Here is a 14,651-nt window from a genome sequence, read left to right on the forward strand (position 1 = left end):
GATGCATGAACGCCATGTGGCACGGGTTCAATCGCGATTTGTTTTGATGTAGGTTGGGTGTGGCGTCAGCCCGCCCTACTTCTGGCGTAACACAGCCGTTGGTGTTTGCGCATGCCCTGGCAGCCGGGCGGGCTAAAGCCACACCCGGCCTACGTTTCATATCGTCACCGGCTGCACTTTCCAAATCTCCTCACAGTATTCGCGGATGGAGCGGTCGGAGGAGAAGTAACCCATGCGGGCGACGTTGAGGATCGACATGCGGGTCCAACTTTTCGTGTCCTGATAAGCGGCGGAAACGCGGTCCTGGCAGGCGACGTAGGCGGCGTAATCGGCGAAGAGCAGGTAGTCATCACGCTGAAGCAGCGAGTTGACGAGAGGATGGAAGCGATCGGGCTGGTCGGGGGAGAAGAAGCCGTCGCGAATCTGCTCGATGACCTCCCGCAGCTCATCGTTGGTCGCGCAATATTCCCATGGGCGGTAACCATGAGCCTTGGTCTGCGCGACCTCGGATTCCGTGAGGCCGAACAGGAAGAAATTCTCCGCGCCGACGTGCTCGCGGATTTCGACGTTGGCGCCGTCGAGCGTGCCAATGGTCAGAGCGCCGTTGAGGGCGAACTTCATGTTCCCGGTGCCGGAGGCTTCCTTGCCTGCGGTGGAGATCTGCTCGGACAAATCGGCCGCCGGGTAGATGTGCTGGGCGTTCTTCACGTTGAAGTTCGGGAAGAAGGCCACCTTGAGCTGGCCCTTCACAGCAGGATCGTGGTTCACCACCTCGGCGATGGAATTGATCAGCTTGATGATGAGCTTGGCCATGTGATAGCCCGGCGCGGCCTTACCGCCGAAGACAAAGGTGCGCGGCGTGATCCTGAGGCCGGGATTGTGACGCAGGCGGTTGTAGAGCGTGATGATGAACAGCGCGTTGAGGTGCTGGCGTTTGTATTCGTGCAAGCGCTTGACCTGGATGTCGAACAGCGTGTCTGGATTGACCGTGATGCCGGAGCGTTCCTTCAGCAACGCGGCGAGGCGGCGCTTGTTCTCCAGCTTCACCTCACGCCACTCACGGCAGAACTGGGCGTCATCGGCGAATTTTTCGAGGTTCTTCAGCTCGTCGAGGTTCTTGACCCAGCCGGGGCCGACGCTGCGGCTGATGAGCGCGGCGAGGCCCGGATTGCTCAGCAGCATGAAGCGGCGCGGCGTGACGCCGTTGGTCTTGTTCTGGAATTTTTCCGGCGAGAAGTCATGAAAGTCACGCAGCACGCCTTCTTTGAGCAGGTCGCTGTGCAGACGGGCCACGCCATTGATGGCGCTGCTGCCGACGCAGGCGAGATTGGCCATGCGCACATAGCGCTCGCCGCCTTCGTCGATCAGCGACATGCGTGAAATGCGGTCATCATCGCCGGGGAAGCGGAGCCTCACTTCATCCAGGAAGCGGCGGTTGATTTCATAGATGATCTCCAGATGTCGTGGCAGCACGCTGGAGAACAGCGGAACACCCCAGTGCTCCAGCGCTTCCGGCAGCAAGGTGTGGTTGGTGTAGCCGAAGGTTTTGCGTGTGATCTCCCACGCGGGTTCCCACGGCATGCAATGCTCGTCCACCAGCAGCCGCATCAGTTCGGCCACGGCGATGGCGGGGTGCGTGTCGTTCAACTGCACGCAGAATTTCTCGTGGAACAAGTCCAGCCTCTTGTTGCGCTGGAAATAGAGCCGCAGCATGTCCTGCAAGGCGCAGGAGACGAAGAAGAACTGCTGCTGCAAGCGCAGGCGCTTGCCTTGGAGAGACTCGTCGTTCGGATAGAGCACCTTGGTGATGTTTTCTGAGGACATCTTCTTCATGACGGCGCGGTAGTAGTCGCCTTGGTTGAACGCGGCGAAGTCAAAGGACTCGGCGGCCTCGGCCTTCCATAGGCGCAGCAGATTCACTGTGTTCACCTGATAACCCGGCACCGGCATGTCGTAGGCCATGCCACAGACCACCTCGTTAGGAATCCAGCGCACTCGATAGGCACCGTTTTCTTCGTAGCTCTCGGTGTGGCCGCCGAATTTCACCTCATGCACGATCTCGGGGCGTGCAATCTCCCACGGATGGCCGAAACGCAGCCACTTATCGGTCATCTCCACCTGCCAGCCGTTGCGGATCTTTTGCTCAAAGATGCCGAACTCATAGCGGATGCCGTAGCCGATGGAGGGCACTTCCAATGTGGCCAGCGAATCGAGGTAGCAGGCCGCCAGCCGTCCAAGACCACCGTTGCCCAGCCCCGGCTCCTCCTCATGCTCGATCAAATCGTCCAGGTTCAAGCCGAGCGACTGCATCGCCTGTCGCACCTGGCTTTCGATGCCGAGATTGATGAGATTATTGCCAAGCTGCGGCCCCATCAGGAACTCCGCCGAGAGATAGCACACCGTACGGCTCTGGCGGTCCATGTAGGTCTGGGCACTCTTGATCCAGCGGTGCAGCAGGCGGTCGCGCACCGTGTAGGCGAGCGCCAGGTAGTTGTCATTGCGGGAGGCGATGGCGGGAAACCGCCCGAGCAGGTAATTCAAATTATCCTGGAACGCGTCAGCGATCTGGGCCGGGTCCAGACTTGTGCGCGTGGCGTCTGACTGACGAGGAAGACCGGCGGGACTGGTTTCCTGTTTCATGGTTGGACCACGATGCTGAGGCTCCGCTCATGGAGTGTCAATCCTCGAATTTTCAGTAACCGCCGGACGAGAGGTTAGCGGATCTTCGCGTCAGGCAGTTCGCTCTTCACCCCCTCATCCATCGGCATCTTGTCAGTTTCGGCGTTCAAACCGGCGGCAAGCATGAGTTTGGCGAGTTCGGCCTTTAATTCGGTGACCTTGCCGGCGAGTTCGGGTTTGCTGATGAGGTTCTTCGTTTCGCCGGGATCGTCCTTGAGATTGTAGAGCTCGGCCATGTGTTTGTCGGGTGATCCATCGCCGTGCGGGTAATGAATGTATTTCCAATCATCGGTGCGCACGGCACGCACGTTGGGTGTGTAGGGAAACTGCTTCTCGTAGTTGTAGTGGTAGAACCAGCTCGTGCGCCAGTCCGCATCGCCGCCTTGCACGAGTTTGACCCACGATTTGCCGTGCGTTTTCGGCAGGGCATCTGCTCCGCAGAGTTCGAGCAGGCTGGAGGCCATATCGACGGTGAGCACCTGCTGCGGGATGACTTTGGCTTCTTTGGCGAGAGCCGGATAACGCACAACGAGCGGAATGCGCAGGCTGGCCTCGTGCGCGGTGCGTTTATCGACCATGCCGTGCTCACCTTCGAGCAGGCCGTTGTCACCCATGAAAATGATGATCGTGTTGTCGAGCTGCTTGGTTTCTTCCAGCCATGCGCGCATGCGGGCGACGCTGTCATCCACGCTCAAGACGGTGCCCCAGTAGCCGTGGACCATGTTTTCAAAATCCTTCACGGATTCGGGCCGGTCATCGGGGAATTTTTTCCGCCACTCAAACAGCGGGCCGTAGATGCCATGCCAGGTGTGGAGGCGCTGCTTCATCCATGCGGGCTTGTCATCGAGCTGGAAGGCGGTGGCGGGGTAGGGGACGCGCACATCGTCAAAGCTGTGCTCATACTTCGGCTCGGGTGTGTAGAAGCTGTGCGGGGCCTTGTGGCCGATGAAGGCGCACCACGGTTTTTCTGTGCTCTGCTGCTTGAGCCAGTCCATCGCCAGATCGGTGACAACGGTGGTGTAGTAGCCTTTGATGACCTTGCGCTCCTTGCCATGGAGGCTCCACTCAGTGTCGAAGTATTTTCCCTGGCCTTTGTGCGTCACGAACCTGTCAAAGCCGGGTCGTGGTTCGTCGTTGTTCTCGCCCATGTGGTATTTGCCGAAGTAGGCCGTGGCGTAGCCGGCATCGTGCAGCAGGCCGGGAAAGCTCGGCATGCTGGCGGGATACTCGGTGAAGTTGTTGGTGACGCCGTGCGTGTGAGCGTAAAGCCCGCTGAGGATCGAGGCGCGGCTCGGTGAGCAGAGCGAGGTGGTGCAGAAGGTGTTGGCAAATCGCACGCCTTCACTGGCGAGACGGTCAATGTGCGGCGTTTTGACATGCTTGGAGCCGTAGCAGCCGAGCGCGTCGGGACGCAGGTCGTCGCAGAGAATGAAAAGTACGTTTGGCTTTGCAGCGGCATGAAGATGGCCCGCGAAACACACGAAAGGCACGAGAAGGATGAGTAGAGGACGAAGCATGATGGTTGTAACAGAGAAGTGTGAGCGGGTTTGTCAAAAAGGAAAGGCTGCGGTGCTTGTTGCGTTTTGTTCAGCACCATGACCAACCGCCGCACCTTCCTCAAACAGTCCGCCGCTTCCACCGGCGTTTTCTACATCGCCAAAACCTCCTGGGCGCAGAAAAGTCCGGGCGACACGATGAATGTGGCCGTGATCGGCTTCGGTGGGCGTGGCAAGTCACACATCAGCGGCTATAAAGGCCTCAAGAATGAAGGCGTGCGCATCGCAGCCTTGTGCGATGTCGATAGCAAGGTGTTGGGCAAAGAAGTGGACGCCTTTGACAAGGACAAGCAGAAGGTTACTGGCTACACCGACCTGAGGAAGTTGCTGGAGAACAAAGACATCGACGCCGTGAGCATCGCCACGCCGAATCACTGGCATGCGCTGGCCTCCATCTGGGCGATTCAGGCGGGCAAGGATGTGTATGTCGAGAAACCGGTGTCCCATTGCGTGTGGGAAGGTCGTCAGATCGTCAACGCGGCGCGCAAGTATTCCAAGATCGTGCAAACCGGCACGCAGTCTCGTTCCAGCCGCAAAGGCATCGCCGAGGCGGTGAAATACGTGCAGGAAGGCAATCTCGGTAAAATCCTCCTCTCACGCGGCCTTTGCTACAAGCGCCGTGCCAGCATCGGTAAAGCTGAGGGGGAGCAGCCGGTGCCTGAATCGGTCGAATACGATCTATGGTGCGGACCGGGCCCGAAGCTGCCGCTCACGCGCAAGAAACTGCACTACGACTGGCACTGGACCTGGGCCTACGGCAACGGCGACCTCGGCAACCAGGGCATTCATCAGATGGACATCGCCCGCTGGTTCCTCGGCGAGATGGAATTGTCACCGAGCGTGTGGAGTGTTGGTGGTCGTCTCGGTTATGAGGACGATGGTGAAACCGCAAACACGCAGATCATTTACCACGGCTATGAGAAGGCTCCGCTGATTTTTGAAGTGCGCGGCCTGGCGGAGTCGAAGGAAGGCAAGAACATGGACAAGCTGATGCAGACGAGCCAAGGCGTGAAGTTCCAGCCGAATCCGGGCAAGGACGGCAAAGAAGGTGTGACGGGCGCGGGCGTCGGTGTGATCGTTGAGTGCGAAGGCGGCACCGTCGTTGTGCCGAACTACTCCGGCGCGGTCGTGTTCGACAAAGACGGCAAGGAGGTGAAGAAGTTCGAGGGCAGCGAGGATCACTTCAAAAACTTCATCAACGCCTGCCGCAGCCGCCGAGTGGAGGACTTGAACGCCGACATTCTCGAAGGCCACCTCTCCAGCGCCCTCTGCCACACTGGCAATATTTCCTATCGCCTCGGTGCGAAGGAAGCGCCTGACGCGATTCTAGAGAAGATCAAAGGGGATAAGCTCGGCGCTGAGTCCTTCGAGCGCATGAAGGAGCATCTGGCGAAGAACGAGGTCGATCTCAGCAAGGACAAGCTCACGATTGGTCCCGTGCTCAAGATGAACGGCAAGACCGAGCGCTTCATCGACCACGAGGCAGCAAACGCGATGCTCAAGGACAAGTATCGCGAGCCGTTTGTGGTGCCGGAGATCGCGTGATGCAGGGTGATGTCCCGATTTTATTTCAACCTCATCTCCATGATCCCACGCTCATTCGGCTTACTTCTCATCACCTCACTCGCGGCCTTGGCCGCTGAACCTGTTCCGTCATTCAACGGCTCCATCGAGCGGCTGGACCCGGCGCTGGACGCGCTGATCGCGCCGGGGGCGAAGATTGAGGTGCTGGCGTCGGGCTTCAACTGGTCGGAAGGGCCGGTGTGGCGTGATGGAGGCATCGTGTTTTCTGATGTGCCGGAGAATACGGTGTTTGGCTGGAAGGAAGGCGACACGGCGGCCAAGGTGGTGCTCAAGCCGAGCGGCAGCGTGATAGACCCCACCGGGCAGGGCTCGAACGGGCTGGCGTTGGACGCGCAGGGAAACCTGATTCTTTGCCAGCACGGCGAGCGCCGCATCGCGCGTCTGGAGAAGGACGGACGCTTCACGCCGCTGGCGGGCAAATACGAGGGCAAGCGCTTCAACAGCCCAAACGATCTCGTGATCGCGAAAAACGGCACGATCTACTTCACCGATCCGCCTTATGGACTGAAGAAAGGTGGCGCGGCGGCTGAACTGGACTTTCATGGCATTTACGCGCTCACACCGGCGGGCAAGCTGTCACTGCTGGTGCAGGATGTGCGTTTCCCGAACGGCATCGCGCTGAGCCCCGACGAAAAGACGCTCTACATCGCCGTGTCTGACCCGCAGAACACGCGGGTGATGGCTTATGACCTGCAAGACGATGGCAGTGCGAAGAACGGTCGTGTTTTCTTTAACGCGCAGCCTCTCAAAAGCGCGGAACGCAAAGGCGGCTGCGATGGTATGAAGGTGGACACGAACGGCAACGTCTGGACCACCGGCCCAGGCGGCGTGTTGATCATCGACAAAAACGGCAAGCACCTCGGCAGCATCCTCACCGGTCAGGCGACGGCGAACTGCGCGTTCGGAGGTGCGAATCGTGACACTCTCTACATCACGGCGGACATGTATCTGCTGCGCGTGAAGACGCTGGCGAAGGGGTTGTAAAAGGAGCGGGGCCATCCTCCCCCCGTTTGATGAAGGGGACATGATGGCGCCCTCTTCTGGTCAAAACCTCACGCACGAATCTTCGAGTACGGATTCCCCTCGTTCATGTCGATGCGCTCGGGGCGGCCTTTGTGAGTGTACACGAGGCGGGTGTGGTCGATGCCCATGAGATGGAGGATCGTGGCGTGCAAGTCGTGAACGTGGAGCTTGTCCTCGACGGCGCGGAGGCCGAGGTCGTCGGTATTGCCGATGGTGGTGCCGGCTTTGACGCCGCCGCCTGCCATCCACATCGTGAAGCCGGTGGGGTTGTGGTCGCGACCGTCGCCTTTTTCGCTCATCGGTGTGCGACCGAACTCGCCGCCCCAGATGACGAGCGTTTCATCGAGCAGGCCGCGGGATTTGAGATCGCGCAGCAGACCGGCAACGGGCTTGTCCTGTTCGCCGCAGTATTTGGTGTGATTGGCCTCGATCTTGTCGTGCGCGTCCCACTTGCTTCCGCTGCCGTGATAAAGCTGCACAAAGCGCACGCCGCGCTCGACGAGGCGACGCGCGAGCAGGCAGTTGCGGCCCATGACCTCGGTCTTCGGATCGTCGATGCCGTAGAGCTTTTTGATCGCCTCGGATTCGCCCTTGAGATCGACGGCTTCGGGTGCCTCCGCTTGCATGCGGAAGGCGAGTTCGTAAGCGCGGATGCGGGCGTCGAGCTCGGTGTTGTCGGTGCGGCCAGCGCCGAAATCGCGATTGAGCTTGTTGAGGAAACCGAGTTTGCCTTTTTGGCGCGCCTCAGAGATGCCTTTGGGCGTGGCGAGATTGGAGATCGGTGTCGTGCCGCCTTCGAATTCGACGCCCTGATAGGTGGCTGGCATAAAGCCGCTGCCCCAGTTGCGCACGCCGTTCACGACCTGCGTTTCGGTGTCCTTGATGACGACAAAGGCGGGCAGGTTGCGGTTTTCGGTGCCGAGTCCGTAGTTCACCCACGAGCCGAGCGAAGGACGACCACCGAAGATGCTGCCGGTGTTCATCTGGCACACGCCACCGGCGTGATTGATGCCATTGGAGACGCAGGAGCGCACCACGCAGAGATCATCGGCCATCTGCGCGGTGTGCGGCAGCCAGTCGGAGATCCACAGGCCGCTTTGACCGTGCTGTTTCCACTCACGCTTGTCGGCGAGCAGTGGCGCGCGGCTTTCGCCCATGGCGGTGATGACGGTGCCGAAACTGTCCGGCAACGACTGCCCGGCGAGTTCGCGCAGCAGAGGTTTCGGATCAAAGAGGTCGATGTGGCTCGGTCCGCCCTCCATGAAGAGGAAGATCACGCTCTTCGCCTTGCCTGATTTGTGAGCGAGCTTGGAAGACTGCGGTGTGCCTGGTTTGCCACCAGTATCACCCAGCGCGGCCATGAGCGGGGATTCGCCCATCAGTGCGGACAAGGCCAGCGCACCAAAACCCGCGCCGCCACGGCGGAGGATGTCGCGGCGGTTGGTGAGGAGTTCGTGATGGGGGATGGGATTCATGGGACGGATATGACTTATAAGGGCAGGAACGGCGTGTTTTGGACAAAAAAAGCGCGCTTTCCTGGTCGCCATCTCACAGCATGAGGCCGAAGCGGGCGCTGAGGGTGCGCAGCAGCGCAAACAGGGCGATAGTAAGAATGGCGCTGCCGCTGAGAGCGCCGTAAAAGCCCCACCAGCGCTGGAAGGCGGGGAAAAGGAGAAACATCGGCAGTGTGGGCAGAACATACCAGAAGATGTACCACATGTGGTCGGCGGTCTTTTGCGCACGCACTTCTGGAGCGCTCTCGTAATGCACCCAGAAGAGCGTGATGATGCTCACAAAGGGCAATGCGGCGAGCAACGCGCCGAGTTTGTCGCTGCGTTTCACGAGTTCGCTGACGAGCGTGATGATGCCGGCGCTGAGGAGGTATTTGAGGAGGATTTTCAAGGTCATGGCAGTGAGTTAAAACTTTTCGGAGTAACGATTTTCAGTGCGGAGGCTTTTCCGGGTCAACGAGATCACGCACTTGCCTGATCGCCATCACAACCCGCCCATGTTATGAACGCGTTCCGCACCTCCATCTTCATCACGCTTGCCGTCGCTTGTCCCTTTGGGGCGCAGGTCTTCGCGCAGGCTCCGAAAAAACAGCCGCCGCCCCGCAATGCGCCAGCCGCCCCGCCGATGCAACGCAAGCAGCCATCACAGCGGCCGCAGCCACCGCAACGTCCGCAAACACCGCCGCCCAATGCGCGCACGCCGCAGTTTGGCGATCCGCTGCCCGGCCTCACGCGGCGGGAACTACAGGAGTTCAACGACGGGAAGGACGATTTCGAAGGGGTGGAGACGGAGGCCAGCGGCCTGGGGCCGATCTTCAACGGCTTCTCATGCGTGATCTGCCATTCCGCGCCCGCCGTGGGCGGTGGCAGTGTCTTCAATGTGACGCGTTTTGGTCGCACGACGAACGGCGTTTTCAATCCGCTCAGCTCGCTTGGTGGATCGCTGTTGCAAGAGCGCGAGATCAACAGCGCGGTGCATGAAGTCGTGCCGCCGGAGGCCAACGTGGTGGCGCAGCGCAACACCACCCCGCTCTTCGGCCTGGGATTGATCGAGGCCATCCCTGACGCGGAAATTCTGCGCCATGTGAAGCCTCGGCCGGTGGATGGAGTGCTGGGCAAAGTCTCGCAGGTGCAGGATGTGGCCACGGGGCGCAAAATGATTGGCCGGTTTGGCTGGAAAGCTCAGATCGCCACGCTGCTGACGTTTTCCGCCGAGGCCTATGTGAACGAGATGGGCATCACCAACCGCCTTTTCCCCGTGGAGAACGCGCCGAACGGCAATGCCCAACTGCTTAGCCAGTATGACACTGTGGCCGATCCCGAGGACACACTCGACGCGCAGGGACGAGGTGATATCGACCGCCTGGCCGAGTTCATGCAATGGCTTGGTGCTCCACCCCGTCTGCCGCTGACGCCGAACGCGATTGCAGGCAGGGGCTTGTTTCAAAGCACCGGCTGCGCGAACTGCCATGTGCCCGTGATGCGTACCGGTCAGCACCGCTCGGCTTCGCTGCGTAACAAGGAGGTCTGGCTCTATTCTGATCTGTTGCTGCACGACATGGGAGCGCTCGGCGACGGCATCGCCCAAGGCACCGCTGATGTGCGTGACATGAAGACCGCGCCGCTCTGGGGCCTCCGTGAAAGCGCCCCCTATCTGCACGATGGTCGTGCCGCGACGGTGGATGAAGCGATCAAGGCGCACGATGGCGAGGCGAAGGTCGCGAAGGATCGCTACCTGAAGCTAAACCAGCGCCAGATGGATCAGCTTCTGGAGTTTTTGGGCACGATTTGAGCGTGTGTTGTGCTGTGCGTTCACTCCGCAAGTCCACTGGGCTTGCGGCGTGTTGATTTACTCCTTCAAACTCGGTGGCCGGTGGCTGGGGATCTGCGCTTTGAAATCGCCGAGGCTGTTCCAGTGCGTTGGCGCATTGAGATCGACCTCGGTGATGGCCAAGGTTCCCCACTCGACGGCCTTGGCGAGCACATCGCCGTAATGGTCGAAGATGCCGGAGATCATCCATTGGTGCTGGCGCTCGTCGGTGTAGGTGCTGCTGATGACATAGACGTGGTTCTCGCAGGCACGGGCCTTCGCCAGCATCGGATTGCAGCCCCACACCGGCCAGGCGATGACTTCGGCCCCTTGGATGCTCAAGGCGCGAGCGACCTCGGGGAAGAAGCCGTCGTAGCAGATCATCATGCCGACCTTGCCAAAGCGCGTTTCAAACACCGGATATTCATGGCCGGGCGTGATGCCGGCCTCGATCTCACCGCGTGGCAGCGTCACCTTGCGATACTTGCCAATCATCCGGCCATCCGGGCCGATCAGAGCGGCGGTGTTGTAAAGCGTCTTGCCCTCGCGCTCGATGAGTCCGGCGACGATGTGCAGGTCGTGTTTCTTGGCGAGCTGCCCGAAATACTCGGTGCTGGGGCCGGGCACCGGCTCGGCGCACTCATCCATCCGTTTGCCGGTGCCGTAGTAAGTGAGTGTTTCCGGCAGCACGATGAGATCTGCCTTCTGTTTGGCCGCCTCGGCAATGAGCGCGGCGAACTGCGGCGGCTTGTCGGCGGGATTTTTGCCTTCACGTGGCTGGAGATGCGCCGTGGCGAGGCGAACCTTGCGCGGTGCGGGCGCAGGAACGGCGGTGAGGCTCACGTCGCTCCAAGCCACGCGTGCGTTTGCCGCCCATTGGAGATAAAGCTCGATCTTCGCCTGCTTCGCACTTGCTGGAGCACGCAGGATGCTCTCGCAACGTGCCCACTGCCCGGCTTCGCCCGCTGGATCGTGCGGATACTCGGGTTCCGCGCGTGGGATGGTGCCCTTGGCATAACCTTGCTTCGCCGGTTCTTCCCAGGTGACCGGTTTGCCCGCCGCATCCTCCCAAATCACTCGAGCATACACGCTGCGGCGCGGCAGCGGCACGTTGGTGAATTTCCGCCACGCGCTGAACTGGTAATGCTGCCCGCCTTCCACCGGCAGTGTGCGCGTCCAGCAGCCGATCCAATGCTCACCAGTATCCGTTTCGAGAATGAACGCTTCTTTGCCTTCGTGGCCGTCCTTCTGGCTGATGCTTGATTTTGGGGCCGCCTCGTCACGCGGTGCCCAGAGCGACCACTCAGACTTGGGGTCGGCCCAAAGTGATAAAGTGAGCAGGCAGGAGAGAAGGAGGCAGCGTTTCATGCGAAGACGTACGCTGGATGTCAGCGTGGTCTTGTCGCCGCATGACTGCCCATGCGCCTTTGATCCGTCGAGGGGACTTGAGACCGCTTACGCCGCCAGTTTCAAATCTTCCTTCACCTCGCCCTTGTCGTTGAATTCCAGTTCCTTCTCGATGCGGAGGTTGTCCACGATGTAGGTCTGGCGCTCGGGGGTGTTTTTGCCCATGTAGAAGGTGAGCATCTCCTTCACGCTCTTGTGCTCGGAGGGGATGGCGTTGCCTTCGGCGTCCAGCTCGTGGTCGCGGATTTTGACGGGCTCCAGGCGGATGTTGGGTCCGATGAAGTGCTTGAACTCATCCGGGCTGATCTCGCCAAGGCCTTTGAAGCGGGTAATCTCGGCGTTCTTGCCACAGAGGTGGATGGCGCGCTGGCGCTCGTCGTCGCTGTAGCAGTAGAAGGTGTCCTTCTTGTTTCGCACGCGGAAAAGCGGTGTTTGCAGGATGTAGAGGTGGCCTTTGCGCACGAGTTCGGGGAAGAACTGCAAAAAGAACGTGATCATCAACAGGCGGATGTGCATGCCGTCCACGTCGGCATCAGTGGCAAGCACGACGCGGTTGAAACGCAGGTCTTCGAGGTCTTCCTCGATCTGGAGGGCGTTGGCGAGGAGGTAAAACTCCTCGTTCTCATAGACGATCTTGCGGGTGAGGCCGTAGCAGTTGAGCGGCTTCCCACGCAGGCTGAACACAGCCTGCGTGTTCACATCGCGGCTCTTGGTGATGCTGCCGGAGGCGCTGTCGCCCTCGGTGATGAAGAGCGTGCTGTCCTCGCGCTGCTTGTCCTTGGTGTCGAAGTGGATGCGGCAGTCGCGCAGCTTCTTGTTGTGGACCTTGGCCTTGCGGGCGTTCTCACGGGCGGCCTTCTGGATGCCGCTGATCTCTTTGCGCTCCTTTTCGTTGGCATTGATCTTTTCCTGGAGCGCCTTGGCGATGTCGGTGTGCTTGTGGAGGAAATTGTCGAGCTGAGAGACGACGGTGTTGAGGATGTGCGTGCGCAGGTTGCGACCGTTCGGCTCCATGTGGGTGGAGCCGAGCTTGGTCTTCGTCTGTGACTCGAAAATGGGCTCCTGCACCTTCACGCTGACGGCGGCGATGAGGCTGCCGCGCACGTCGGCGGGCTCGAACTGTTTTTTGAAGAACTCACGGCATTCCTGCACGATGGCTTCGCGGAAGGATGCGATGTGCGTGCCGCCCTGGGTGGTGTGCTGGCCGTTGACGAAGCTGTAATATTCCTCGCCGTAGCCGGTGCCGTGCGTGAAGGCGATCTCGACGTCTTTCCCCTCGATGTGGATGATCGGATACTGCGGATCTTCGGTGAGCTTGGCGCGCACGAGATCCATCAGGCCGTCCTTGGACTTGAACTTCTCCTCGCCCGCCGGTGTGCGCAGAAGCAGCGTGAGGCCGGGATTGAGCCAGGAGTAGAAGCGCAGCATCTCGCGGACGAAATCCACACGGTAGTGCGTGTCATCGGCGAAGGACTCCGCGTCGGCCCGGAAGACGATGCGTGTGCCATTGGGCTCGGTGCTGGGCTTGGGCTTGCCCATGTCATACACCACGAGTCCCTGGCTGAACTCGATGCTGCGTGTCTGGTTCTCACGGAAGGCCTGGATCTCGAAGAACTCGGACAGGGCGTTCACCGCCTTGATGCCGACGCCGTTGAGGCCGACGGAGCGCTTGAAGGCCTCGCTGTCATACTTCGCACCCGTGTTGATCTGCGCGGAGCACTCCAGCAACTTGCCCAGCGGCACGCCGCGACCGTAGTCACGCACGGTGACGGTTTGGTCCTCGGCGATGTTGATCTCGACCGTGTTGCCGAAGCCCATGACGTGCTCGTCGATGCAGTTGTCGATGACTTCCTTGAGCAGCACATAAATCCCGTCCTCCGGCAGCGATCCGTCGCCGAGCTTGCCGATGTACATCCCTGGGCGGAGGCGGATGTGCTCGCGCCAGTCGAGAGATTTGATGCTGTCTTCAGTGTAATTGTGCGCAGGGGCGGGAGTGGCCATGGAAGGTGGAAATGACGAATGCAGAATGACGAATGGGAGATGGCAGGGGAGGGCGGGGGAGTCAAGGGATGGTCAAGAGGTCAAGAGGTCAAGAGGTCAAGAGGTCAAGAGGTCAAGAGGTCAAGAGGTCAAGAGGTCAAGAGGTCAAGAGGTCAAGAGGTCAAGCTGGGGCGAGTCCGGGAATCTTGACCCTCTTGACGGCGCAGCCGCTTGATGCCTTGCCCCACGCTTCGCTCATGGCAGCCCCCAGGCTCCGCGCAACGCTGCGTAATCCGCCTTTGGCAGCAGCACATAGTGCGGCGCGGCGGCGGGATCGACCCAGCGAATGAGGCGGGTCAGATCAGCCTCGGCCATGGTGGTGCAGCCAGCGCTGGGTTTGTCGGGGCCGCGCCGTACATGGAAGAAGATGGCGCTTCCGTAGCCTGGAGCCGCAGGCTGCTGATTATGGCGGATTTCGAGCATCCACTTGTAAGCCGAGTCGCCGAGGCGCATTTTTTGCTTCTCAAACCATGGAGGAACGCCCTGGCGCGGGTCAATGCGGACGTGGCGGTTGTAATAGGGCGAGTTCGAGTCATCCACATAGGCATCCCAAGGCCCGACCTGAATGTAGGGCCAGCGGGCACCTCCAGGAGGCGTGGTGGCGTAGCCAAACAGGCTGCCGAGCTGGAAAACACCTGCGGGCGCCTTCCAGTCCTTCTCAATCTTGGCCGGGATTCCGTTTTGCGGTGGATTGAAGACCCCACGCCCCCAGGCGAGGCCCTTTTTGCCCAGGAGAACAGGCACCGCTTTTTCAAATACCGGCTGCCAAGGCTGCCCGGCTCCGCCTCGCTGCCAGCACTGTAGGCTGGCCGTGTTAGAGTTCCAGGTGGCGGCCTGCGTGACAATGACCTGCCGTACCGCACGACCGAGCTGCGCGTGACTTTCCGAGAGCAGGATGAAGGAAAGCAGGCCGGTCAGCAGGAAGGCGGCGCGGCATTTTTTTTGACGGCAAATTTTTTGGTATTGCATGGCCCCCCACTTTCCGAATATAAATTTAATTAATCAACCCTGCCGGGTTAATTGGATTCAGGTTTTGGGGGT

10 protein-coding genes are annotated in these 14,651 nt (G+C 60.2%); 3 read left to right on the forward strand and 7 right to left on the reverse strand.

Annotation, left to right across the window (positions count from 1 at the left end):
• Positions 1-156 precede the first annotated feature (156 nt).
• A complete protein-coding gene (locus tag ACILSI_RS00800) occupies positions 157-2,640 on the reverse strand; it encodes a glycogen/starch/alpha-glucan phosphorylase (RefSeq protein WP_395719924.1) in 2,484 nt (827 codons plus the stop codon).
• A 74-nt stretch (positions 2,641-2,714) separates the two neighbouring features.
• Entirely contained in the window at positions 2,715-4,196 is a 1,482-nt protein-coding gene (locus tag ACILSI_RS00805; protein WP_395719925.1) for a sulfatase, read from the reverse strand.
• Between the two features lie 78 nt (positions 4,197-4,274).
• Between ACILSI_RS00805 and ACILSI_RS00810 the strand changes: the two genes are divergently transcribed.
• Together ACILSI_RS00810 and ACILSI_RS00815 are read left to right on the forward strand one after the other, a co-directional pair.
• On the forward strand, positions 4,275-5,780 hold the full coding sequence (locus tag ACILSI_RS00810; RefSeq protein ID WP_395719926.1) for a Gfo/Idh/MocA family protein: 1,506 nt from the start codon (positions 4,275-4,277) through the stop codon (positions 5,778-5,780).
• A 9-nt stretch (positions 5,781-5,789) separates the two neighbouring features.
• Positions 5,790-6,803: an SMP-30/gluconolactonase/LRE family protein gene (locus tag ACILSI_RS00815; RefSeq protein WP_395719927.1), complete on the forward strand. Its 1,014-nt coding sequence runs from the start codon at positions 5,790-5,792 to the stop codon at positions 6,801-6,803.
• A 68-nt stretch (positions 6,804-6,871) separates the two neighbouring features.
• Here the strand turns inward: ACILSI_RS00815 and ACILSI_RS00820 are convergent, their stop codons facing one another.
• Positions 6,872-8,317 (reverse strand): DUF1501 domain-containing protein, encoded by a 1,446-nt coding sequence (locus tag ACILSI_RS00820; protein ID WP_395719928.1) that lies wholly within the window; start codon positions 8,315-8,317, stop codon positions 6,872-6,874.
• Positions 8,318-8,390: 73 nt separating this feature from the next.
• Complete coding sequence (locus tag ACILSI_RS00825; protein WP_395719929.1) at positions 8,391-8,750, reverse strand: DUF3147 family protein; 360 nt, start codon at positions 8,748-8,750, stop codon at positions 8,391-8,393.
• Positions 8,751-8,855: 105 nt separating this feature from the next.
• On the opposite strand from ACILSI_RS00825, the gene ACILSI_RS00830 reads away from it, so the two are divergent.
• Entirely contained in the window at positions 8,856-10,145 is a 1,290-nt protein-coding gene (locus tag ACILSI_RS00830) for a di-heme oxidoredictase family protein (protein ID WP_395719930.1), read from the forward strand.
• Positions 10,146-10,202: 57 nt separating this feature from the next.
• Here the strand turns inward: ACILSI_RS00830 and ACILSI_RS00835 are convergent, their stop codons facing one another.
• The 3 genes from ACILSI_RS00835 to ACILSI_RS00845 form a co-directional block, all read right to left on the reverse strand.
• Positions 10,203-11,531, reverse strand: coding sequence for a nitrilase-related carbon-nitrogen hydrolase (locus tag ACILSI_RS00835; protein WP_395719931.1), 1,329 nt, complete (start codon positions 11,529-11,531; stop codon positions 10,203-10,205).
• Positions 11,532-11,618: 87 nt separating this feature from the next.
• Positions 11,619-13,571: a DNA topoisomerase IV subunit B gene (locus ACILSI_RS00840; RefSeq protein ID WP_395719932.1), complete on the reverse strand. Its 1,953-nt coding sequence runs from the start codon at positions 13,569-13,571 to the stop codon at positions 11,619-11,621.
• Positions 13,572-13,805: 234 nt separating this feature from the next.
• Positions 13,806-14,579 carry a L,D-transpeptidase gene (locus ACILSI_RS00845; protein WP_395719933.1) on the reverse strand — a complete coding sequence of 258 codons (774 nt, stop codon included), beginning with the start codon at positions 14,577-14,579 and terminating at the stop codon, positions 13,806-13,808.
• Between the last annotated feature and the right edge of the window lie 72 nt (positions 14,580-14,651).

Source organism: Prosthecobacter sp. (assembly GCF_044232965.1).
Classification (GTDB): Bacteria; Verrucomicrobiota; Verrucomicrobiia; order Verrucomicrobiales; family Verrucomicrobiaceae; genus Prosthecobacter.

What these genes read in the sequence shown, in the direction of transcription:
- ACILSI_RS00800 (WP_395719924.1), bottom strand. Translation starts at nt 2,640, where the DNA reads ATGAAACAGGAAACCAGTCCCGCCGGTCTTCCTCGTCAGTCAGACGCC.
- ACILSI_RS00805 (WP_395719925.1), bottom strand. Translation starts at nt 4,196, where the DNA reads ATGCTTCGTCCTCTACTCATCCTTCTCGTGCCTTTCGTGTGTTTCGCG.
- ACILSI_RS00810 (WP_395719926.1), top strand. Translation starts at nt 4,275, where the DNA reads ATGACCAACCGCCGCACCTTCCTCAAACAGTCCGCCGCTTCCACCGGC.
- ACILSI_RS00815 (WP_395719927.1), top strand. Translation starts at nt 5,790, where the DNA reads ATGTCCCGATTTTATTTCAACCTCATCTCCATGATCCCACGCTCATTC.
- ACILSI_RS00820 (WP_395719928.1), bottom strand. Translation starts at nt 8,317, where the DNA reads ATGAATCCCATCCCCCATCACGAACTCCTCACCAACCGCCGCGACATC.
- ACILSI_RS00825 (WP_395719929.1), bottom strand. Translation starts at nt 8,750, where the DNA reads ATGACCTTGAAAATCCTCCTCAAATACCTCCTCAGCGCCGGCATCATC.
- ACILSI_RS00830 (WP_395719930.1), top strand. Translation starts at nt 8,856, where the DNA reads ATGAACGCGTTCCGCACCTCCATCTTCATCACGCTTGCCGTCGCTTGT.
- ACILSI_RS00835 (WP_395719931.1), bottom strand. Translation starts at nt 11,531, where the DNA reads ATGAAACGCTGCCTCCTTCTCTCCTGCCTGCTCACTTTATCACTTTGG.
- ACILSI_RS00840 (WP_395719932.1), bottom strand. Translation starts at nt 13,571, where the DNA reads ATGGCCACTCCCGCCCCTGCGCACAATTACACTGAAGACAGCATCAAA.
- ACILSI_RS00845 (WP_395719933.1), bottom strand. Translation starts at nt 14,579, where the DNA reads ATGCAATACCAAAAAATTTGCCGTCAAAAAAAATGCCGCGCCGCCTTC.